This is a genomic window from Candidatus Melainabacteria bacterium, from assembly GCA_003963305.1.
Taxonomy (GTDB): Bacteria; Cyanobacteriota; Vampirovibrionia; order Obscuribacterales; family Obscuribacteraceae; genus PALSA-1081.
Map to the genome: position 1 here is coordinate 62,592 of RXJR01000013.1, position 22,300 is coordinate 84,891.

Consider the following 22,300-nt stretch of genomic DNA (forward strand, 5'->3'; position numbering starts at 1 on the left):
GGTCGGAAGTCAACCGACGACTACTTTACTAACAGACGGAGACCATTATGACTGCTAACAGAGATAGAGTTGAGCACGCAATAACAGAAACCCTGAACGGACAGCAGCTTGGTCGTCCAAACATACAGTGTCAACTGGAAGAGATGCGGCGCGCCGACCCACGTAATTACCTCGACAACATTCGAATGATGGAAAAGATCACGTCAAACTACAAAGACTTTCCACACCTCGAACTGTACAACGCAGAGCGCGATGCGGAACGTGCGGAAAGAACCGGACGCGCTGGACAAGGCTCACCGCGCCAGATGCGCATCGAAGCGGCACCACGAATACCTGTAACACGCGAAGACTTGCCACCGCTTCATACATCAAGCAGTTATAGGGGCGATTCATTCAGCTACGCCTCAGGCGGAGCTACCGGATCAGACTATCAACACACAGGATCAGTGTATCAACCTACAGGATCATGGCAACAATCTACAGAATCCGATTATTGGCGAGCTCGTCCGAACAGCTACTAAGAATTTTCGACGAGGGATAAATTGCCACTCGCTCTGACGGGTGGCAGAAATCTCATTTCTACAATCCAAGGAGTTCCTACGATGACTGCAGATTTTCACAACTTCGATGCTATCGCAAAGACAGAGAAGATGAACGGACCAGACCAGAAACTTTCTGAGAATCCAATCAATGCCCAGATGCAAGGACTGAGAGAATCAGACCCAAAAGGCTACATCGCCAATTTGAAACAAATGGATAACGCCGGTCACGCTCAGCAATGTTGTCCCAAGCTTGAACTGCTGGACGCAAACGCTTTGAGCGAGAAAAAACAAGCACTTCTAAAAGATCAAGCGAATCAAGTTGAAGCAGAAGCAAAAAATGGTGCGAATCAGGCGAAAAAGTTCTCAGAGAATGGCGGTGGACCAAAAGACGGAAGACCCGTAAATTTTCAGGATCTGAGCGTCAAAGATGTAGAAATCAAAATCAAGCTCGACGTCGCATCGACTCTGCCAAAAACTCCAGATGTCGCCTTGCCGAACTACACAATTTACGACTGAGAAACGTGACCGCTCCCGCTCCAACACGTTTCATTCACATCACCAAATTCCAACCACCGTAAAAAGTGGTTGGAATTTGATTGATTTCTGGTGTCTAGAAATTTCTATTCAACATTGAACGAAAGCCATTTCCAGGGCTTGTATTTCCAAAAATGCTACCGCTGTTATTGAACCGACCGTTGTTAAAACGACCAGGCAACAGGGCATTCAGTATGCGACTCAACAGATTACGCTTGTGCTTGCGTCGATTCAAAATACCGTTGTTGTTGAGCAGTCCATTATTATTGTGAAACAAGCTGCCGCTATTGAAGACGCTATGGTTGGTCAGACCATTTGTGAGAGTGTTTGAAACCGGCGAGGATACTGACGACAAGCCGTTGGTAAGCGATCCACCATGATTTCCAAGCAGAGACGTGCCACCACCGAGCAACGAGTTACCATTAGTCAGCCCTGAGGAAGGGTTAAGTCCATCAAGCACATGATGATTGCGGCAAAAAGCTCCAGACGGCATGAGCGTGACGATCAGAGCTGCAACAGGTAATCCAACTTTCCAATTCATGATTCCCTTCCTTTGATAAACATCGGAGTGCTAACAGCCGTCCGCAAAAGGGACGTTCTAAAGAGGTAAGACGATGACATTCACGAATTGATTCCGTGAATTGTTCGTGAAGTCAGTAAATAGTGCGTGACGCGGAGTACCGAGTGCGCAGGGCCAGTACCAATGTTTCTGAAGGAATGGTCAGCGATTCAGCATCGCTTGTTCATCAGCGTGATAACTACTGCGCACAAGTGGACCAGCAAATACGTTTTTGAATCCCATATCCATGCCGATGCGATTCATACGCTCAAAAACTTCAGGCTCAACCCAGCGATCGACAGGAAGATGTTTTGGAGTCGGCTGCATGTATTGACCGAGAGTGATCAAATCGCAGTTCACCTTTCGCCACTCTTTCAGAACTTCTATGACCTCGTCGTCAGTTTCGCCAAGTCCCATCATCAAGCCTGACTTTGTCACGAAACCGGCTTCATGAGCACGGGCAATCAACTCGAGACTACGGTCGAAACGTCCCTGCGGGCGCACCTGCAGATACAAGCGCGGAACCGTTTCAATGTTGTGATTCAATACATCAGGCCGCGCTTCCAGCACCGTATTCAGTGCATCCCAGTTACCGCAGAAATCTGGAATGAGAACTTCAATCTTTGTCTGCGGCGATAAGCGTCGTGTTTCCAGAATCGTTTCAGCCCAAACTGAAGCACCCCCATCCTTAAGCTCGTCGCGATTGACCGACGTGATGACGGCGTACTTAAGCTGCATTTTCGCAACCGCTTCAGCGACCCGGCGCGGCTCGTCCAGGTCTAGCTCGGTTGGACGCCCGGTTATGACGTTGCAGAAACCACAGCTGCGCGTGCAGATATTGCCCAGAATCATAAAGGTGGCTGTGCCGCGAGACCAGCACTCGCCCCGGTTAGGACAGGCGGCAGACTCGCAGACCGTGTGCAAATCATTGTCATCAATCAGACTTTTGATGCGCCGATATGGTTCGCCCGTTGGTAGGCGCACTTTCAGCCAGTCAGGTTTCGTCGATGAAGCGGTCATAGGCTCACAAAAACAAAGTGCAGATTCTATCAGTTTATGAGGCTGTCACTAAATTGTCACCGCTATCCTTTAATCTATTCCCTGTGGTACTTCCCTTCGGTACCCTTTCCGCACAAACAGTCCAGCTGGCGTTGGATTATTCATGAGATAAGAAAAGAAGCTGTTGCCGCGGCTTCTTTTTGCTTTTTCCAAATCGTTTGCACCGTATCAGACTGGATACTGGACGCGACGAAACCCAGTGCCTATGCTGGAAATAACAATTGGGCCGAGTGCCGGCGCCGGGTGAAAGCAGATTAATGCGCACACTAACGCTTTTATTATTCGTTCAACTTTCCGCTCAGCAACAGTGTTTTAGCCATTTTTGAAGCATTTTCTGTTGGAATTGGTGGCACTGATGTGACATACTTTTGCTGATCTTCGAAGACGTCAAGCTCTCGAATCTGCAAGTATTTGCAAAGCCGATTGAAACGTGAAGATGCGCCAGCACTCAGACCGAAAGGTCCTCGTCAGCGGTGACTAAGCTATGCCAAGAAAACCGATCGATTTGCCCTTCAAGCTAGAGTACTTGTCTGTGCTCGACGAAAACGCCGAGTTAGACAAAAAGTTAGACCCTAAACTCACAGATGATGAGCTGAAGACTCTGTATCGATACATGCTGAAAGCCAGACGGGCTGACGAACGCATGTTGAATATGCAAAGACAGGGAAGAATCGGAACGTTTCCACAAGCTTCAGGTCATGAAGCAATCAGCATGGGCTCCGTCTTCTGCCTCAAGAAAGAAGACTGGCTGGTGCCGGCTTACCGCGAACTGGCAGGCATGCTCTACCGTGGCTGGCCTCTCGAAACCATCCTTCTTTATTGGAATGGCTTTGAGGAAGGCGCGAAAGTTCCAGACGGTCTGAACGACTTGCCTATGTGCGTTCCGGTCGCAAGCCAATTGCTTCATGCGGCTGGCATCGGCATGGCGATGAACATTCAACAAGAGAAGAAAGTAGTTCTCACCTTCTTCGGCGACGGCTCGTCGTCGGAAGGCGACTGCCACGAAGCTCTGAACTTCGCCGCAGTATTCAATGCACCAGTTGTATTTATCTGCTTGAACAATCAGTACGCAATCTCTGTGCCGATTGCCAAACAGATGAAGAACGAAACTGTCGCTCAAAGAGCGATTGGTTATGGAATGCAAGGCATAAGGGTCGACGGCAATGATGTACTGGCCGTCTACACCGCTACTCAAGAAGCGATCGAACGGGCGCGCAAGGGCGAAGGTCCAACCCTGATCGAGTGCCTGACCTATCGATTCACTCCTCACACCACTGCAGACGATCCAAAGCGATACCGCTCCGAAGACGAGTCTAAGAAATGGCACCTGCGTGAGCCACTTTTACGCTTCGCTAAATACCTGAACGCCAAAGGCATCATGAACGAAGAGCAGCGACAGCAGATCGAAGCCGAGATAGATGCGGAAATCAAAGAAGCTGTGGCCAAAGCAGAAGAGTTAGCTAAATCGGACGAACTGAGCAATCCACTCAACATGTTCGACTTCTCATTTGCCGAACTGCCTCCATTCCTGGTCGAACAGAGACAAGAGTTGGCCGACCACATTGCCAAACACACAAAGCACAAGAAGGAATCGGGCGAGAAGAAGGCACCCAGTCCAGCCAAAATCTAATTCCGAAGTTATCCGAGACCAGCCTGAGCAGTAACGCCGGGCGCGAGCTAGTCGAGCAAGGAGCGCAAAAAAATGGCACAAATGAACATGGCGAAAGCGATCAACCTGGCGCTGCACGAAGCCATGACCAAAGACAAAAAAGTAATCGTCATGGGCGAAGACGTCGGTCAAGACGAAGGCGTCTTCAGAATCACTGAAGGTTTGCACGCCAAGTTCGGTGACACCAGAGTCATCGATACACCGCTTGCGGAGTCAGGAATCATCGGCACAGCAATCGGTATGGCCCTGTATGGTCTGAAACCAGTTTGCGAAATTCAATTCGCCGGTTTCGACTACTACAACTATCACCAGCTCGAATCGCATGCAGCCAGATTCAGAAATCGCACCCGCGGCAGATTGACTGTTCCGATGGTAATGAGAGCGCCTTACGGTGCCGGCATCAGAGCAATCGAGCACCACTCGGAAAGCCGAGAAGCCATCTATGCACACACACCTGGTTTGAAAGTAGTGATTCCTTCAGGTCCTCGCAATGCCCGGGCCTTGTTGCACAGCGCTATCCAGGACCCGGATCCGGTCATCTATTACGAGCCAAAGGCCGTTTACCGACTCTTTAAGGAAGAAGTTCCCGATGCTATGGAAACGTTGCCAATCGGTCAAGCTCAAATCGCGCGCAAAGGCAAAGACATCACCTTAGTTTCCTACGGCGCCAGTTTAAGACCGACGCTGGAAGCGGCTGAGTTGCTGGAAGAAGAAGACGGAGTGCACGCAGAAGTAATCGACCTGCTCACCATCTCTCCTTTCGATGCTGCCACCATTGTCGACTCGGTGCGTAAAACCGGTCGCTGTGTCGTTGTGCACGAAGGTCCTCGCACTTGCGGTATCGGGGCTGAAATCATCGCCCGCATCAACGAAAACGCCTTCCTCTATCTGGAAGCACCGGTAAAGCGAGTCACCGGATTCGACTGCCAGGTTCCATATTTTTCCAAAGAACGTGCCTACTTGCCTGATGCAGAGCGCGTTCTAGATGGATGCCGCGCAACACTCTCGTTCTAAACAAAGGGGAATTAGACAATGGCGAACGAATTCATACTGCCTGATCTTGGAGAAGGCATTCATGAAGCGGAAGTACTGGCGGTAAAGGTTGCGGAAGGCGACCAGGTCAAAGAAGACCAGCCGATTTTGGAAGTTGAGACCGACAAAGCCGTGGTCGAAATTCCCTGCCCGGTAAATGGCGTGATTGAAAAGATCCACGTCAAAGTCGGAGAAGTTGTAAAAGTCGGCATGGTCATGGTCACCTTCGGTGGTGCAGGCAGCTCAACCGCCGCGCCCAAGAAAGAAGCAGCATCGTCAGCTGAAAAGGCAAGCGGCCACACACAAACTCCTGCTGCGCCACAACTGGCGACGGCAGTATCGACAGCCCCATCTTCAGGCAACGGCAAAGCGACACTGCCATCGCATGCATTCGGTCCGGTACCGGCTGCACCCGCCACAAGAAGACTGGCAAGAGAACTCAATCTCGATTTGCGCATGATCAAAGGCAGCGGTCCATCGGGTCGTGTGACCAAAGAAGACGTCAGAGCTTTTGCGGCAGGTTCGCTGGAAGGCACCATATCAGGTGCATCAAGCCAGACTCATCCAATCGAAAGCAAAATTGCTTCAGCACCGGCTGCGGTGCAATCGCTGGCGACAAAATACGGCGAAAGCGGTGGCAAGTCAGCGCCTTTAGCATCTGGCGGCATGGGCGCAACGCCTGTAGACATGCCCGATTTCACGAAATTCGGACCAGTCGAGCGCGTCCCCCTGAAAGGAATCAGAAGAAAGATTGCAGAGAACATGATGCAATCCTGGACACACATCCCGCATGTCACCACCATGGACGAAGCAGATGTGACAGCGCTCGACGCTCTGCGCGCCAAGTATGAAAACGAAGTGAAGCAGCACGGCGGACGCTTGACCCTGACGGTATTCGCCTTGAAAGCGATTGCCAGCGGGCTGAAAAAATATCCACAATTCAACGCCAGTCTCGACGAAAAAACAGGCGAACTGATCTTCAAACACTACTACAACATCGGCGTAGCAGTGGCTACTGAGCGCGGTTTGATTGTGCCTGTGATTCGCAACGTCGATCAAAAGAGCATCATTGAATTGTCCAAAGAACTGGCAGAACTGTCCGAAAAGACCAAAGCCGGCAAAGTGGAATTAGAGCGTTTGCAAGGCGGTACATTCACTTTGACGAACATTGGTGCAATCGGCGGAACAAATATGGTGCCGATGATCAATCATCCTGAGGCAGCCATTCTGGGAATGGCGAGAGCCGCACAAAAACCTGTTGTTCGCAATGGAAACATAGAAGTCGGGCTGATTATGCCACTGGCACTTTCATTCGATCATCGCATCGCCGATGGTGCCGAAGCTGCCTTCTTCGTGCAGCATGTAGTTAAGCGGTTACAAGAGCCGTTCACCTTTCTTTTGGAGGCCTAGAGAAATATGGTCGTAGGCGAAATGGTGCAGGAAATCGACCTGGTCGTGGTCGGCGCGGGTCCTGGAGGGTACACGGCAGCCTTGCGTGCAGCCGAGCTGGGCATCAAGACTATCCTCGTTGATGCCATGCCCAAGCCAGGCGGAGTCTGTCTCCACATGGGGTGCATCCCATCCAAGGCACTTCTGCACGCAGCAGAAATCATCAACACCACTCAGAGTGCAGCTAAATTCGGCTTGCACTTCGAGAAGCCGAAACTGAACGTCGAAGAGTTGCGCAACTGGAAACTGAGCGTCACAGACAAACTTGCGCAGGGCATAGTCGGCATGTGCAAGAGCGGACAGGTCGAGATCATTCACGGCAATGCCCGTTTTGACGATAATCGCAGTCTGCGCGTCGAAAAAGACGGAGAAAGCGCCACTCGCATCAAATTCAAACACGCTATCGTCGCCACTGGTTCACGCCCGACGGCGTTGCCCAGACTGTTCAAAAAGCCTGAAGACATGAACAGTCCACGCATTATGGATTCGACCGGCGCTCTCAAGCTGGAAGAAGTGCCCAAAACATTATTGGTCATTGGTGGTGGCTACATCGGTCTTGAGATGGGCACTGTCTACGCAGCTCTGGGCAGTGAAGTGACAGTTGTCGAAATGACTGACGGACTTTTGCCGGGTGTCGATCGAGACCTGGTCAAACCACTGGCTACACAGCTGGCTGCTTCATTCAAAGCTATCCATCTCAGCTCAAAAGTAACCAGCCTGGAAGACACCGGCAGCGGTGTTAAAGTCGGACTGGAAGGCAAAGATTTGCCTGAATCGATGACATTCGATCGCGTCTTGATTGCCGTCGGAAGGGTGCCAAACACCGACAATATAGGTCTCGAGAATACAGCTGTCGAAATCGACAAACACGGATTCATCCAGATCGACGCCACCTGTCGAACGGCTGATAAACGAATTCTCGCCATTGGTGACGTATCAGGGCAGCCGATGCTTGCCCACAGGGCAATGAGACAGGGTCAGGTCGTCGCCGAAGTTCTGGCCGGCCGGAAGTCTTCTTTTGACAACCGAGCCATTCCAGCAGTCGTTTTCACGGAGCCTGAAATCGCCTGGTGCGGAATCACCGAGACTGAAGCAAAAGCTGCCGGTCGCGAAGTGGGAGCCGCCAAATTCCCATGGTCTGCTTCAGGAAGAGCGATGACACTGGCTGAGCCAATCGGACACACTAAAGTCATTTACGACCCTGAAACAACACAAGTTCTGGGCGTTGGCATGGTCGGGCCGCGAGCCGGCGAGCTGATTGCAGAAGCCGTGGTGGCAATCGAGATGGGCGCCGTTCTGGAAGACCTGATAGTGGCCATCCACCCGCATCCAACATTATCAGAAACAGTAATGGAAGCTTCGATGACGGCGATGTCTCGCATCGAACGAAACCGAAACAGAGAAACGGAAAAGCAGCCAACACATGGCTGATCACTGTTAAGATTAACCCTGTAACGCTCATGCACAATGAGTGCTATGGTTTGGCATGGAAATGCTTAGCCATCCTTAGAAGGGGGCATAAACTTCTCGGCGTTCTAAAAGAACTGTAGTTTTGCACAGGAAAGGCGAACAGGAGTAGCAATGGCAGACCCAAATGCCCCGGCCCAAGAAAACTTTGGCTCGGCGGCAAATTTGATGGCTGAGGCTCTGGATAAAGCCAGCGCCGAACTTGACAAGACTGTACGAACTTGCATCGATCAACTCGTGTTGTCTAACGAAGCTCTTGAAAAATCCTTGAGCCAGCAGCTTCTCAAGGTTGTCGAGCAGTCCAAAAACTTTATCGATGCCAACATAGAAGATTTGACGAGCCATCGCGAAGAGCTTCTCGACCGGCTTACAGAGTTTGAGCGCACCGAAATCGACACAATGATGTCAGCGGCCAGAGAAGTGCGCCAACAAGTTTTCAGCCGCGGTCAACAAGCCAGCGAGACGATCACGAAGCTTGTCGAAGAGCAACTGGCTGAGCTTCGAACCCTAATCGAGAATCCGGAAGCACGCTTCGTCCACTTCGCCGGTCGAGGGCTGGAGACGTTGAACAAATTTTCGGCCGACAGTCGTGCTCAAATCGAAGAATCAGAAACAGGTCTCGAGCAAGTTCTGACGACCAAGGCTCAAGCGCTGGATGCAGCCGTTGCCATCGTCATCTCCGAGACGAAAAAAGGCATCGAAGAGACACTCGAAAAATACAACACTGAAATGGAAGAAAAGATCACGAGCGTGGTCGCCCATCTCACCGAGGTCGTCAACACCACAGTCAAAGAGCTGGAAGAAGAAGCAGCCCGAGGCGCTCAAGCCGTAGAAAAAGCCGGCGCGGCCGGTAAAGCCAGGCTGATGGGAAGACTGGAAGAGTGGAAAAAAGACTCAGCTGAAATAAGTGACAATTTCCGCAACACCATCACTTTCGAAGCTACAAGCTCACAGCAAAGCCACGCCACAAAGCTCGAGCGGAAGGTGAACGAAGTAAAAGACGAAATCAACCATATCGCGACTGACGCCAACGCCAAGATCACCGCCAGTCACAAGCTCTTTTTGAGTTCCTTGAAGCGGCTGGAAAAGAAGTATAACGACCGTCTGGAACGGCTTCTGAGCAAGTTCGACGCGGCCATGGCGGAAGAAACGCGTTTGCCGAGCGGCACTGACGGGTTGGCCGCTCATGAACTGAGAGAATTGATGCACGCTCGACTGACCGCACGAGGCAAAGAAGTTCTCAAGACATTCCAACGCACAGTCGATCAATTGGAATCGGAATATGCTCGCACCAGCAGTGGTTCCAGCGAACGCATCGAAACAGTGAAATCGGCAGCCACAGAGTCTTTAGACAAGCATTCGAGAATGATGAAAAACGAGCTGGAGCGAATCTCGCGCAGTTTTACAAGCGAGTTGAATGAATTGACTTTGCAACTGCCCCAGATCGAAGAAGCTGGAAGAGCAGCAGCTCTGGCCGTAATGGCTTACCGCAGTGCCATGTTGCAGTTTGAAAGAGATTAGGTAAAGGAGCAATTGATTAAATGACCTTTGCAGGCAAAAAATTCAAAAACCTCTTCGACGGCGGGCAAGAGCGGCTCAAGGAAATCGAGCGCACCGTATCCGAAAACCTGAAACAAACGGCGAACGAGCACAGCAGCTCTCGAAAAAATGGTGACAGCAGCTCAATCAGCTTGATCGAAAACAAGTCGAAGGAGCTGGAAGCCGACCTGAAAAACTTCATGGATAAGAGCATCGAAAGATTGCAAAAAACCATGGAAGTGGAAGTCAAAGAGACGGAGGATCACCTCGGCTCAGTCAAACTCGATCTGAGCAATCTCTCCGATAAACTCAAACATTCAATCGCTGATTTGAAGCGATCTTATGATGACCAGGTGCACCATATACGCACCACGTTAGCAGATCAATATGAAGGTGCAATCGAGAATACAAACGTCGAGCTGGAAAAACAAGATCACGCCATCGGCAAGCATTTGCGCGCTCACGGCACCTTTGTCATGAATTCACTGCAACAAAAACTCGACCATAGCCTGTGGGAATCACGGGGAGAAGAGAAACAATATAACAGCTCCTTGTTTAAGACCTTCATGCAGAAGGCCAACACGATAGATACGCACTTCTCGCAACTGATGCAGAGGTTATCCGACGACTTTCAGACCCACTACAAGGCTCTCGAAATCACGACTTCCGAGACCGAACTCGATCTGAATCAGCAATCGCACGCACTGCTCACGCAGGTCGGGCAGCACTCATCTGAGCTGGAAGCGGAGATTCAAGAATTCTTCAAAAATACGATGGAAGGTCATCGCAAAACACTTGACGAAAGCCTGGCCAATATCGCTCAAGATCTGAGCAGCGTTCATGATTCAACAACCAAGCGTCTTTCTGAACAAACTCGAGAAATGACGGCTAGTCTGCTCACAGCCTCCGGCGATGCCAGAACGCACCTGGGAGAGAAGTGCGCAGTTCTGCGTGAGCAGGTCGACGAACGCTTGCAATCGTTCTTCTCACGATGCACAGACCGGGTCAGCGCCAGTGCCATTTTGAAAGACGCCCTGGAGAAAGAGCAAAACACAATTTATCAAAACGTGCGCACTGAACTGGCAGATATCCGCTCCAGTTTCGAAAAACGCATGACAGCTCTCATGACCGATGCAGTCAAGCGTGTGCATTCCATAACAGAGGAGGCAGAGCGCGACATCTCGGCAGTGCAGCATGTCTGCCAGAACCAACTGCGTGTCGACAGCGTCGGCAGCAAAAACGAAATCGACGCCGCCATTTCCAATTTTCTGACCCTGCTTTCGGCGCAAAAGAACCTTGCGCTGGAAGAAATCGCCAAATCGGCTACTGGCACTGGACAAGCAGACAGAGCCAGCGAAGCTAAAGCGAAAAGACGTAAACCTAAAGATCCGACAGCACCGCCTGCCAATCCAGACACTCCATAACAAAGGTAAGTTGAAGTAGATTTATGAGCTCAATGCTTCGCCAACATCACGTTAGAATCCAGGACCTGGTCAGCTATTTGCGAGGTTATGACCCGGCCAAGCCTCAGTCGGCAGAAGAATGGTCAAAGAAAGAGAGTGCTGGTTTCGAGCCAGGTATGTTGATATTTTGCCTGGAGCGCGTCTCGGCACCGTCTGGTCTGGCATTCGGCAAAAAGGAGACAGAAGGAGAGACTTATCGCGTCAAAGACTTGTGCGTTGTTGTTGGCAGAGACAACAACCGGTCCCTTGTCGTCAACATAACAGCCAGCGCCTTCGAACTGCGCTACCTGGAAGTTTTGATGTTGGAAAAGGCTCGCAAAGCTATTCTGGACGGCAAAGATTTTCTCTATGTTGCTGTCAAACCGGCACAGGCGCTGGGTGATGCAAAACTGCGGGAAATCGAAGAGCTGGGCGCCATGTACGCTCAGGGTGGTTCTCGACGCAGCCTGGTTGTCGATGCTTCCGGTCCCCAGGAGCCGGCCGTAGCATTGCTGGCAGCACTCGGAGTCAAACTCAGCATTGGCGGCATCGCCAAACAAGTGCTCGATATCGGTTCAATCTGTCATATGCTCTTCACGCCGGAGGGTCGGCAGGAAGACAAAAACAAATCGATTGTGAAAAGCTGCTTCACGCCGATTCCAAACAATGAGCCAATTGGAAAAAGTGGACAGACCTCGGCAGTATCGCCTCAACAGGCACCAGTAGCGCCACCACAGCAGCGCATCAGACCTGCTGCACCACCGCCACAGCAACCGGTCCAAGACTGGGGAGCTCCACCGAGCAGCGGCTGGGCGCAAGACATCCAGTCACCACCTGATACGGCAGCGACGGCGCCTTCGTTTGGATACGAACAGCCGGCCGAGCCACAGGCATTCGATTTCTCTCAACCACCGCAACCGGCACCAGCTTTTGGTTACGAACAAGGAGCAGAGGCAACTCCTCCACCTAACGCAGGGTTCGGCTACGATCAGTCCACGCCGGGCTCTGAGCCAACGCCGTGGAATCAATCTGCCGGCAGTGCCGCTGCCGGTTTTGGACTATCGGGACTGAATCCGTTTGCGCCGCCCGACGAGTCTGAAACTGTTAACAGACCTGAAACCCATGCCGATTTTGCCAGTCAATTCAAAGACGATTTAGACAAAGGATTCGCCAGCGACACGGCGGCTAAGTTAGATGACGGACAAGCCGGATCTGACAAATGGGCAATGGAACCGCCCACCGATTTCGCCATGGAAGCGCAGAAATTCTCGCCTCCACCCGATCTTCCATTCACCAGCCCGACTCAAAAGTATCAAGAAGATCAATTCCCACCATCGACAGTTTTCAATGAACAGCAATTCGGAAATGATCACTTCAAGACCCCTGATTTCGGAAGCCCGGTTAACCTGGGCCCGGTTAACGCCGATTTGAACGCCCCTCCGCAAGAAGCTTTCTCGTCATTCCCGCCCATTCCGCCTGCCAATCTGGCTTCTGATGATGTTTTTCAACCGCCCTATGCAGGCGCCACTACCACTGGTGAATTCCAGTTACCCACAGAATTGACGGCGAAATTAGATCCACAGAATCAATTATTCCAAGCGCCGGAAGAATCCGCCGATAGCACCACAAGCGGTGCATCCAGCACAGCCAGCCAGAGTGCAGCGAAAGCGACCGCGCCCGATACCGCAGCCGCTCCTGCAGTGCCTGAAGTCAACTTCGGCTTTGATGCATTCAACCAACAGCCGCCTTCAGAATTCGTCGATTCGATGTTTGATGCTACCAGTGGTGCATTCGAAAAAACATCGAGAGCGATGAGCTTCGATGAAGAGATCGAACAACAAGCGGCAGCCGAAGCAGCCACACCTCCTGCACCAAGCAAATCATCGACCAATCTTCCAGCTCAGAATTGGTCCTTGCCGACCGAAGAGTGGGCACAGGCTACGCCATCTACAGACTGGGGCATCGACCAGGCTTCAAGTAAACCGGCAGACGAGCAGGCGTGGACTCGCGAGCCCGAGAGCAGCGGCTGGGCACCTGAACCAGGCGCTCCCGGGTGGGCGCCAGAGCCAGGACCAGAAGCGGGTGCGCCTGAGCCAAGCGGAGCTCCGGCATGGAGTTTCGAAGGAGCAGCTCAAGCACCGGCCTGGACGCCTCAAAACCCCGAACCTGAGGTCAAAACTTCAGCATCCTGGGTACCGTCAGCTCAGCCGGCCGAGACAGCAACTCCAGTCACACCATCAGCTGCGCAAGTCGAAGAAGATGATGAAGACGAAGACACTGCAGATGGAGCACCGTCACTATTTGACAGACTGAACCAGCAGCTTCAGAAGGGCTCCATCTCCGAAATTGAGCCACCACCTGTAGTGCCAGTGTTGCCCGGCAGCGCAGCCGAACAAGCTGCCGCCGTGCCGGAAGCAAGTACGCAAGAACCTGCAAAATCGCTTGTTTCAGGACTCAGCCCCGAAACGATTGCAGCCGCGTCAGAAGCAGTGCCGACAAGCTCAGAGTACGCAAGCACACCGCTGCCTCCTTCGCCGACTGAGCAGAAAGAACAAAAAGTAGAACAGAATCCACCGCCTCTCGGTGTGAGCAAGAAGAATGCTCCTTTGATTTTAGACTGGCCTTCGTCAGCCGAAAACTTCGGAGCGGGAGACACGGCCGACAATCTGCCCTCGGTGCCGGCAGCCGGCATCGCCTCGCCCGGTCCACTTGCCGGTGGCGAATCTGCAACACAGCCTTCGGAAGCAGCAGCAGTTCCTGCAAAAGCTGAAGCAGCGGCAGGCGTCGGCGACACAGAAGCGAGCGGCGGTATTAAACACCTCGCTGAAGCTCTCTCTGGTCTGATGGATAGCGAAGAGCCTCGTCCGATGTCGCCTTTCGCCAACATGCAACTGCCGGCGGCCGAGCCCCCTGCACCACCTGTAGTGCAAGAGACAGCAGACACAACAGCAGCAGAATGGCAGCCCTCTCCAGAAGCAGCGCCAGAACTGCAGAGCGCGCCTATCGCGCCATTCGCTGAAGGCGAACCACTCCTGTCTGCCGATACAATTGCACAGCCTGAACCTATTGCTCAGGCTGCACCAGCACAGCCCGTCGAAGCGGTCACAGCAGCCGAACCAGTCACGCCAGAAGCAGCACAAGCGCCTGCCGCAGTAGTCGAGCCCGTTGCACCACCTGAACCTGCGCCCGAAGAAGAGGTAGAAGAAGAGGAAGAGATGAGCCCGAGCGCCGTACTCGCGGCCAAGGGATTCCAGGAACCTCGCCTTGTCATGAACGAAATGGCGAGCCTGATGAGCAAGCTGGAACAGCAAGTTCAAAAAGCCGCCAAACGCTTGAACAGTCGCGCCGAAGAGATAAAACAGAGACTGCTCGCGCAAGTCGACAGCCTTGTCGCCGACTGCACCCAGATCGAGAAAGAAAGCCAGCGATCCACAACCAACTTATCGCAGCGATTGATCAAACAGCTTGACGACGTTTGCGAAGAATCCCGATTGAAGGTCTCGGATGTAGCTGCGAATGGACGCTACACGATCAAGCAGCTGCTCACCTCAAATCAAACCAATGTCGATGAGACGAAGAACACACTTTACGAGTCTCTGCGAGAAGCCTGCAAGCAATTTAGAATCGAAACTGAAGCGCTGGCACGCACAGCTGAAAACGATCTCAATGACCTGGTCAACGCACGCACAGAGGAATTGAACAATCTCGTCAAAGAGATGAATGCGAACCTCGATCAGACAAACAGTAATTACATCGAAAAACTGAATGCCCGCTTTGAACGTTTCAAAGAAAGAATGTCAGACGAGGCCAGCTCCGTTATTCGCTCGCTAGAACGCAACGTGCGTTCAATGGTCGAAGAGATAGACGGCAGCTGGGATAGAGCCTCAGACAAACTGAAGACGAGCAAGAGCGATTTCGAACAAACCATTCAACACTCTGTCAAAACAGCTGAGCTGAACTTATCCCAGAGCACACGTCTGATTCTAACCAACGCGCTGATACCGAAACTGCGCGAGAGACAGCAAGTGCTGCGTCTGACGGCTGTCGATCTGAGCAAGCGCTTCAGTGACGAATCCGAGAGACAGGTGAGCGGGCAGATTCTCGGGCTGGAAGCAAGCTTAGGAGCGGCTCGCCAGCAGCTGCAAACGCTTGTCGATGACTGCATGTCCAGCATCGACTCGGTCGGTCGCGGGCAACAAGCTGGTCTGGAAGATATTTTCAAAGAAACGAGCGCCCATGCCGAACGTGCTACAACTGAAGTGACTGAATTCCTCAGCAAAATCGAAACTCAAATCAACGAGAACGAGCAAACATGCAAACGACTGGCAGAACAGTCAAGCATCGACAATGATCCTGCACTCTCAGCCGAGCGCAACGAAGCCATACAACGCGTACAGCAGCTGAGACAGCAGGCTAATTCAGAGCTGAGCAACGCCATCGATGAAGGCTGCGCAAAATTAGAGAGCCTCTCCAACTCAATCCAGAACGAAGTCACTGCCATGCGGATCGAGCAGACTCAAGCAGTGCGTGACGCAGCAGAAAATGGTCTGACAAGAGTGCGAGATGCCATCCAGGAAGCATTTAGCGCGATCCAGGCAGCCCGCGAAAAATATATGGAATAGCCGTCGCGAAAATTTTATGTGACGCTAGCGGCCCACACCGGTAGCGCCTGAAAATGGCGATACCCAAAGCCATTCTTGTTCTCGCCAATTCGGAAGCGACTCGAAATCAGGCGAGCCGCTCTGACGCGGAGTTTAGATTTCAAGAATTAACGGGCATAGGGTAGAAAAGGAGGTTATTGTCAAGAACAGACATGGGTCTGGACCGTCCAGACCGGACGCCAAAATATCGAGGACCGTATCCTGGACGTATATCCCGATCATCAAGTGCCTCCACCGCTTCCGCAATTCGCGCAGGAGCGTACTGGGCTCGATTACGACGCCGAGCAGGAGGAGATTTACCTTTACCACGGAACCAATTGCTATCGCCGATGGGAAATCAATCGCTCCGGGGCGATCGAGCCAGGGCGGAGCAATTACAGCTTTTTCTGTGCTCGACCCGCCGACGCTTATCGCTATGCCCGAGCGGCATCTATGCGTGACATGACACCAGGCGCAGTCAATTCGCTGATCTGTGAACCAGTCGTACTGAAAGTACGCTTCAACACTAGAACCTGGCTACAAGTCGACTTTATTCAGGAAATAGGTTTTGTCGAAGATGAAGAGAACGCCGCTCCATCTCTTGGATTATCTATTGCAGTGCTCGGACCGGTTCAGTTTGCCTCTATCGTAGACATACTGCACTGCAGTCATGGCAGACGATTGGGTTGCGCTTCCGAGTCGATCAGAACGTTCGATGATGGCACACTGATGCAGGGAATACGGCAACTCCGAGAGAAACTCTGCAAGAAAAGAGCCGACGCCTGGGTGCTCAAAAGACTGGGAATCTTTACCCAGACCGTGGGTACCAAGCTTCTGGGAGGCGAAATGCCCGAACTCACCCTTGAAGATAACTTGCGCAGATTGAGACAGAGCCAGGTGCGCGCTTAGTATCAATCGAGGATCATTGTGCCATGCCGGCAAAGCAGCTGAAGATGTCGCTACTGCTCGCTTTTCTGGCCCAGTCGGCAGTTTTGCTGCCTCTGCCTGCGGTCGGACAATCGATGAACATGCAGCAAATGGAAAGCGAACTCAATAGACTAGATCCGACACCATCGCTGCCGGTCGTACCACCAAATACGGTGCAAGGACAAAGTCAGGGACAGTTTCCCTATCCATCGCAACCACAATACTCTTACGCGCCCCAACCGCAAACACAATCAGGCTATAGCTTTCCAGGTCAGCCGCTGGTCGGTTATCCAACCACCCAGGCACCGCTTCAGAACACGCAAGCCCAGACACCTTTTTCTCCTCTGCGTGCCTTGTTTGCGGGCGAACAGAAGCCCACGCCGCCACCACGGCCGGTTAGTCCATTGCAGTATGTAATGCAGCAATTCCTTGGCTCGGGATCAAGCAGCGGCAGCGGAGGCTCGGGCAACGATCAGCAAAAGCTCTACAACGCTCAACAGTATCTGCAGACCGCCAACAATCAGGCTTCGAAAGCCTATTATGCCTGCCAGAGGGCCAGTTACGGCTCTGACAAATATGCCAGGAAGCAAGCGGCAGAGGAGGCTTATTACGCTGCTCAAGCAGCTCACTATGCAGCCGAAAGCGCAACGTCGGCCGCGGCAGGTGGATCATCAGCGGCACAAGATGCAGCTGCACAGGCAAGAGATGCGGCAGACCGTGCACAAGCATCAGCAGACCAGGCCAGCTCGAATGCGAACAACGGCGGCGGCTGGTAGTCGCCTCAGTGTGTACACCTCAGGTATTCGCCTATCAATGGACTCCGAAACCAGACTTCTCGAATTTTAGAATCCGTACGAACTGTAAGCGCGACGATGACGAATCGGGGGTGGCGCTGAAGAACTGGATTTGGTGCTGCTGCTGTGACTGGATGGACTGCGTCGCACGCGGGGATGATGAGCATGAGAAGCTGTGGTGGCAGAGGCAGTCACTGGTGGCGTATTTGGTGCAGGCTCCGGATTTGGTTTCTCTGCCTTTGCAGGAGCAGTTTCAGCTGATGGATTTTCCGGCTTGGTAGGCGCCGACGTGGTAACCGCGGGTCGCTCATTCTTCGGTGGCGCAGCGATGGCAGTAGCCGGAGGCTTCTCTTGCACAGGAGTTCCAGCTGACTTAGGCACAGACTCACCTTTGATCGCCGCGGCAGTCGAGCCAGGCAGATTGGCGCTGAGGAAAGTCTGAATTTCGCCTACTTGCGGATTGTCTACACTCAGTGCAGACTTTTTGATGTTCAGAGCAGTACGTCCATACTTATCGGCTTCCTTTGGATGCCCGCCTTCGTGCAAAACTTGAGCCAATTGAAAATTCAAGTTAGCGAGCGTCAGATCATTTTTACCAGCGGCGTGATCCTGGATTGGAATAGCTCTGCGCAACGCGCTCTCGGCAAGAGTTAGCTTGTCTAATTTGCGGTAGACGAACGACAATTCCATCAAAATCGGAACGATTTCACGACTGTTCAAGCCAGAACCTCTCTCAGTTACATCAAGAGCTTCTTCAAATTCAATTTTCGCATCATCATATTTCTTGTTTTTGAACGACTCTTTCCCTGACATGAACGCGGCTTGAGCATTAGCATCAGGCAGGTTGGCCGTCACTTGATCGGCAGAGCCGGCTCCCGCCGTTCCAGTCTGACTGCCGGCTGAACCGCCCTGAGAATTCTTGAACATCAAAAAGCCGATCACGCCAATCACCACTACAGACACAGCAGCAATAGCGATCAACATTACTTTATTACCGTCAGCCATTCGCTTTCGCAAGTGCGAAGAGGCACCGTGCTTGGTATCAGAAGCAGGGACTGAATGCGCAGAAGCAGAGCGCGAACTGGAACGCGGAGGAGGTGACGGAGCGGCACTTTCCTCGCGAGCGGCTACTTGAGACAGGGAAACAGGAGGCTCAGAGGGGCGAGGCTTAGCAGATCGCACACGTGAAGGATCGGATTCTGCCGCAGCCGCCGAAGCCACTGCCGGTGGTGCAGACTGAGCAGCGGGAGCATTAGCAACGGGCTTAGACCTGGGGGCATCGCCTGGCACAGGTAACGACGTCGAAGATGCAGTGGAAGCGGCGCTTCCGGCCGGCTGAGCAGCCGGCGAAGTTTCTCCATGGCGTTTCCATAACGGCATGGGTCCTTCTACAGTCGGTGTGGGAGCCGGGGCATTTTTACCTGAACGCTTATCTACGTACTTCTCGAGCGCTTCCTTGAACTCGTTCATGTTCTGATAGCGATCGGCTGGGTCTTTTGCCAGAGCCTTGAAAATGACAGCTTCCAGGTCCGGCGGAATATTCAACTCGGTATCGAATGGCGCAGGCGGTTCAGACACCTGTTTAAACAAAAGCTCGATGATGTCTTCGCCGGAGAAAACCGGTCGACCGGAAAGAGTGCGATACATGACGCAGCCCATCGAATAAATATCAGACCGTGCGTCAGTCTCCTTCCCCCTGCACTGCTCCGGACTCATATAGGAGGGACTTCCATACACCTCGCCGGTTTTCGTGAGCTCACCGACGCCCTGGTTGAGTAGCTTGGCAATACCAAAGTCGACAATCTTGACGAAATCAGCCTGATCTCCAAAATTTACCAGCATGATATTGCTGGGCTTAATGTCGCGGTGCAGAACCCCTTTCTGATGCGCGTGCGCCAGCCCGGCACAGGCTTGAATAAAGATATTGACCGCCCGATCGGGTTCGACATGGTGCTCGTTCTCGAGCACATCAGCCAGGCTTGTACCTTCCAGATAGTCCATAACCATGTACGGCTGACCCTCTCCGGTCAAGCCGAAATCATAGACAGTAAGAATGTTGGGCAGACTCAAGCAACTGGCAGCTTGCGCCTCCAGCTGAAAGCGCTTGAGCGTGTCCTTGCTCGAAATCATGTGCTTATGCAACATCTTTATGGCAACAATGCGATTCATCAGCTTGTGGCGAGCCTTATAAACCAGACCCATGCCACCGCCACCGATGACTTCCAGAATCTCATAGCGGTCGGCGAGCACTGTGCCCACCATCTGGTCTTCTTCGCCAATAGCCGTGAGCGGCGTGTTGTCGTCCGGGCAAACAGTTGTTTCCCAGTCAAACTCTTTCCCGCAGGTTATGCAGGCTCTTTTGGTGCCTAGTTTGTCTTTTTGCTCCACGATTTAGTCCAGCGGTGCGGTCGTGAGACTGGCAGTCAATCATTCACTTACGACGGCATTCCATTCATTGATAGATCATTTACCCGCTCTCGCATCTCTTTTAGCTTAGCGCTTCGGATAATTGTTCGCTTTCACCCTCCCATATTTCGCGTCTGGATGGCAATTATGTCGATTTGGAGAGCTGAGCCGACCCATCATGGACGGTTCACTTATTGATTCCCGGAACTGGACAAATGCCTGTGCCTGATGAGTGACTGATATTCTTCAAAGTCTCAAAAAGCGCTGCCGGAGTTCACTCCTGCACCTTCAAGAGGGCTGGCAATCTCTACCGTCAGGGCGCACGGATTGACGCGATTCATCCGTATTCGCTGAAAGTGACTCAGGGTTTTTACGGATTAAATGTCAGCCTTCTCCAGTTTCAATGATGAAAGCATCGCTTGCCATTTGGAGGGTCTATGAAAAATGCTCGTCTGATGGGATCTCTATTGCTTCTAGGCACAGCACTCACCAGCGCATCAATGGCACGTGCTGCAGGCCCGGTTCCGGTGACAACTAAAGCCGCAACTACCTCAACCTCAACCGCCACGCCACCCAAGACTATCGAATTGAATCTGGATCGTGCTATTCCAATTCCAGTGTCGCCTTCAAAGTTCGCCCTTAAAGCGACAATTTTCAAGACTGCAGACAACAAAGAAGGGTGGGCACTAAACATCCCGGGAGGCGCGCCAATTGCCACTCCAGCCTACTGGAACAACATGCTGTTTGTCGGCGGCGGTTATGGTTCGCATGAGTTCTACGCCTTAGACGCACAAACAGGCGCTGTGATCTGGAAATACACGACCAGCGATGACGGTCCCACAGCGGCCGTTGTTGAAGACGGGCTCTGCGCCTTCAACACCGAAAGTTGCACTGTCTTTGTGTTGAACGCAAAAACCGGCAAGCTGGTCTGGCAAGAGTGGCTCGGCGACCCATTGATGAGCCAGCCGGCTATTTACAAAGGCAAACTCTATATCGCCTATCCAGCCGGGCAAGCCAACTTTCAGCATCACCCGCACGTGGGTAACTGGCAGGCGAACAAAGCGCAAAAGAACGAGTCCATCGATCCCAAATATAGTCACCGCCTTCTCTGTGCTGATCTGAAAACAGGAAAACATATCTGGACTCATCCAATTACAGCCGACGCCATTTCAGCGCCCGTTATCAGTGATGGGCAGGTGCTCCTCACCTGCCAGGACGGCACTTCGTTTTGCATTGACGCCGAGACTGGAAAAGAGGTCTGGCATAAAGCCAACTCTGGAACGAGCGCACCGCTTGCCACCAAACAAGGAGTAGTATTCACTGAGCGGCAGGATCGCAACCAAAATGCATTTGAAGGACTGCAAGTCTACGGTAAAGAAGGACTCCGCATCAAAGACATGGCACCAGCTGCCCAGGCAGCGCCATACCTGCACAAAAGCAGTGAGATGAATGGACTGGCAAAAGCCAAAATGCAATCACTCGATTCCTCAGTAGGATTTGCGGCACCACCGCCTGCTGCCGGTTTGGGCAAAGCAGTGGGTTTGCCGATCAACAATGTGATCGGTGGCTGGGCCTATCAAGGTTCGCGAGTTGCAACCAAGGGTGATGCCTTCTTCTACAATCGAGGCACGCAACTGCAATCGAGCCGTAGGAGCGAACGCGCCTGGACTGCCAATTTCTCGGGCAAAGGAGTCGTTCCTCAGTCGCAACTTTTCTCACCGCCTGCAGTTGGCAAGGATAATCTCTATCTGACCAGTTCGAACGGTCATATCATCGCCGTAGATCAAAAAAGCGGTCAACTTAAGTTCGACTATTCAACGCACAATCCAATTACTTTCCAGCCGGCCCTGGCAGACGGAAATATCTACTGGGGAACATCGGACGGTGTCATCATGTGCCTGAAAACCGGCGAAAAAGATGCGACCGACTGGACAGCCTGGGGTGGGAACGCACAGCACAACAAAGAGGAGTAAGATCAAAAGATTGGCACTACCGGCGGTGGCTACTACGGTCATGGAACGCACGGTAATGGAACGCACGGGTCCCGCCTGCCATCGCAGTCCAGTACGGTCATGGAACGCACGCGTCCCGCGTGCCAGCACAGTCCAGCACGGTCATGGAACGCACGCGTCCCGCGTGCCAGCACAGTCCTTCGCTATTCGGCATAGGGGGAGCCCTCGCGGGCTCCGCCCTGCCACACCACCGTACAAGCGGGTCCGCATACGGCGGTTCGGTAGTTTA

General features: G+C 52.5%; 15 protein-coding genes. 12 read left to right on the plus strand and 3 right to left on the minus strand.

Features of this window, described 5'->3' with window-relative positions; all coding sequences use genetic code 11:
- Positions 1-47 precede the first annotated feature (47 nt).
- Together EKK48_14975 and EKK48_14980 are read left to right on the plus strand one after the other, a co-directional pair.
- Positions 48-521 (plus strand): hypothetical protein, encoded by a 474-nt coding sequence (locus EKK48_14975; protein ID RTL41031.1) that lies wholly within the window; start codon positions 48-50, stop codon positions 519-521.
- Between the two features lie 81 nt (positions 522-602).
- Positions 603-1,058: a hypothetical protein gene (locus EKK48_14980; GenBank protein ID RTL41032.1), complete on the plus strand. Its 456-nt coding sequence runs from the start codon at positions 603-605 to the stop codon at positions 1,056-1,058.
- A 94-nt stretch (positions 1,059-1,152) separates the two neighbouring features.
- Here EKK48_14980 and EKK48_14985 read toward each other — a convergent pair whose 3' ends face one another.
- Positions 1,153-1,617 (minus strand): hypothetical protein, encoded by a 465-nt coding sequence (locus EKK48_14985; protein RTL41033.1) that lies wholly within the window; start codon positions 1,615-1,617, stop codon positions 1,153-1,155.
- A 180-nt stretch (positions 1,618-1,797) separates the two neighbouring features.
- The gene (lipA, locus tag EKK48_14990; protein RTL41034.1) at positions 1,798-2,655 is read right to left on the minus strand and encodes a lipoyl synthase; all 858 of its coding nucleotides are present in this window, start codon (positions 2,653-2,655) and stop codon (positions 1,798-1,800) included.
- 523 nt (positions 2,656-3,178) lie between these two features.
- Between lipA and pdhA the strand changes: the two genes are divergently transcribed.
- From pdhA to EKK48_15035, 9 genes are all read left to right on the plus strand, one after another.
- The gene (gene pdhA, locus EKK48_14995; protein RTL41035.1) at positions 3,179-4,324 is read left to right on the plus strand and encodes a pyruvate dehydrogenase (acetyl-transferring) E1 component subunit alpha; all 1,146 of its coding nucleotides are present in this window, start codon (positions 3,179-3,181) and stop codon (positions 4,322-4,324) included.
- Between the two features lie 72 nt (positions 4,325-4,396).
- Positions 4,397-5,377: an alpha-ketoacid dehydrogenase subunit beta gene (locus EKK48_15000; protein RTL41036.1), complete on the plus strand. Its 981-nt coding sequence runs from the start codon at positions 4,397-4,399 to the stop codon at positions 5,375-5,377.
- 18 nt (positions 5,378-5,395) lie between these two features.
- The gene (locus tag EKK48_15005) at positions 5,396-6,805 is read left to right on the plus strand and encodes a 2-oxo acid dehydrogenase subunit E2 (protein ID RTL41037.1); all 1,410 of its coding nucleotides are present in this window, start codon (positions 5,396-5,398) and stop codon (positions 6,803-6,805) included.
- A gap of 6 nt (positions 6,806-6,811) precedes the next feature.
- Positions 6,812-8,275 carry a dihydrolipoyl dehydrogenase gene (gene lpdA / locus EKK48_15010; protein RTL41038.1) on the plus strand — a complete coding sequence of 488 codons (1,464 nt, stop codon included), beginning with the start codon at positions 6,812-6,814 and terminating at the stop codon, positions 8,273-8,275.
- A 150-nt stretch (positions 8,276-8,425) separates the two neighbouring features.
- Positions 8,426-9,832 carry a hypothetical protein gene (locus tag EKK48_15015; protein ID RTL41039.1) on the plus strand — a complete coding sequence of 469 codons (1,407 nt, stop codon included), beginning with the start codon at positions 8,426-8,428 and terminating at the stop codon, positions 9,830-9,832.
- A 20-nt stretch (positions 9,833-9,852) separates the two neighbouring features.
- Positions 9,853-11,274: a hypothetical protein gene (locus EKK48_15020; GenBank protein ID RTL41040.1), complete on the plus strand. Its 1,422-nt coding sequence runs from the start codon at positions 9,853-9,855 to the stop codon at positions 11,272-11,274.
- A 23-nt stretch (positions 11,275-11,297) separates the two neighbouring features.
- A complete protein-coding gene (locus EKK48_15025; GenBank protein ID RTL41041.1) occupies positions 11,298-15,914 on the plus strand; it encodes a hypothetical protein in 4,617 nt (1,538 codons plus the stop codon).
- Between the two features lie 264 nt (positions 15,915-16,178).
- Positions 16,179-16,841, plus strand: coding sequence for a hypothetical protein (locus EKK48_15030; protein ID RTL41042.1), 663 nt, complete (start codon positions 16,179-16,181; stop codon positions 16,839-16,841).
- Between the two features lie 23 nt (positions 16,842-16,864).
- A complete protein-coding gene (locus tag EKK48_15035) occupies positions 16,865-17,635 on the plus strand; it encodes a hypothetical protein (protein ID RTL41043.1) in 771 nt (256 codons plus the stop codon).
- A 66-nt stretch (positions 17,636-17,701) separates the two neighbouring features.
- On the opposite strand, the gene EKK48_15040 is transcribed toward EKK48_15035, so the two are convergent.
- Positions 17,702-20,041 carry a serine/threonine protein kinase gene (locus tag EKK48_15040; GenBank protein ID RTL41044.1) on the minus strand — a complete coding sequence of 780 codons (2,340 nt, stop codon included), beginning with the start codon at positions 20,039-20,041 and terminating at the stop codon, positions 17,702-17,704.
- A 455-nt stretch (positions 20,042-20,496) separates the two neighbouring features.
- Between EKK48_15040 and EKK48_15045 the strand changes: the two genes are divergently transcribed.
- On the plus strand, positions 20,497-22,032 hold the full coding sequence (locus EKK48_15045; protein RTL41045.1) for a hypothetical protein: 1,536 nt from the start codon (positions 20,497-20,499) through the stop codon (positions 22,030-22,032).
- The last annotated feature ends 268 nt before the right edge of the window (positions 22,033-22,300 follow it).

Excerpts from the sequence above, each read along its gene's own strand:
- EKK48_14975 (RTL41031.1), top strand. The coding sequence starts at position 48 with ATGACTGCTAACAGAGATAGAGTTGAGCACGCAATAACAGAAACCCTG.
- EKK48_14980 (RTL41032.1), top strand. The coding sequence starts at position 603 with ATGACTGCAGATTTTCACAACTTCGATGCTATCGCAAAGACAGAGAAG.
- EKK48_14985 (RTL41033.1), bottom strand. The coding sequence starts at position 1,617 with ATGAATTGGAAAGTTGGATTACCTGTTGCAGCTCTGATCGTCACGCTC.
- lipA (RTL41034.1), bottom strand. The coding sequence starts at position 2,655 with ATGACCGCTTCATCGACGAAACCTGACTGGCTGAAAGTGCGCCTACCA.
- pdhA (RTL41035.1), top strand. The coding sequence starts at position 3,179 with ATGCCAAGAAAACCGATCGATTTGCCCTTCAAGCTAGAGTACTTGTCT.
- EKK48_15000 (RTL41036.1), top strand. The coding sequence starts at position 4,397 with ATGGCACAAATGAACATGGCGAAAGCGATCAACCTGGCGCTGCACGAA.
- EKK48_15005 (RTL41037.1), top strand. The coding sequence starts at position 5,396 with ATGGCGAACGAATTCATACTGCCTGATCTTGGAGAAGGCATTCATGAA.
- lpdA (RTL41038.1), top strand. The coding sequence starts at position 6,812 with ATGGTCGTAGGCGAAATGGTGCAGGAAATCGACCTGGTCGTGGTCGGC.
- EKK48_15015 (RTL41039.1), top strand. The coding sequence starts at position 8,426 with ATGGCAGACCCAAATGCCCCGGCCCAAGAAAACTTTGGCTCGGCGGCA.
- EKK48_15020 (RTL41040.1), top strand. The coding sequence starts at position 9,853 with ATGACCTTTGCAGGCAAAAAATTCAAAAACCTCTTCGACGGCGGGCAA.
- EKK48_15025 (RTL41041.1), top strand. The coding sequence starts at position 11,298 with ATGAGCTCAATGCTTCGCCAACATCACGTTAGAATCCAGGACCTGGTC.
- EKK48_15035 (RTL41043.1), top strand. The coding sequence starts at position 16,865 with ATGCCGGCAAAGCAGCTGAAGATGTCGCTACTGCTCGCTTTTCTGGCC.
- EKK48_15045 (RTL41045.1), top strand. The coding sequence starts at position 20,497 with ATGAAAAATGCTCGTCTGATGGGATCTCTATTGCTTCTAGGCACAGCA.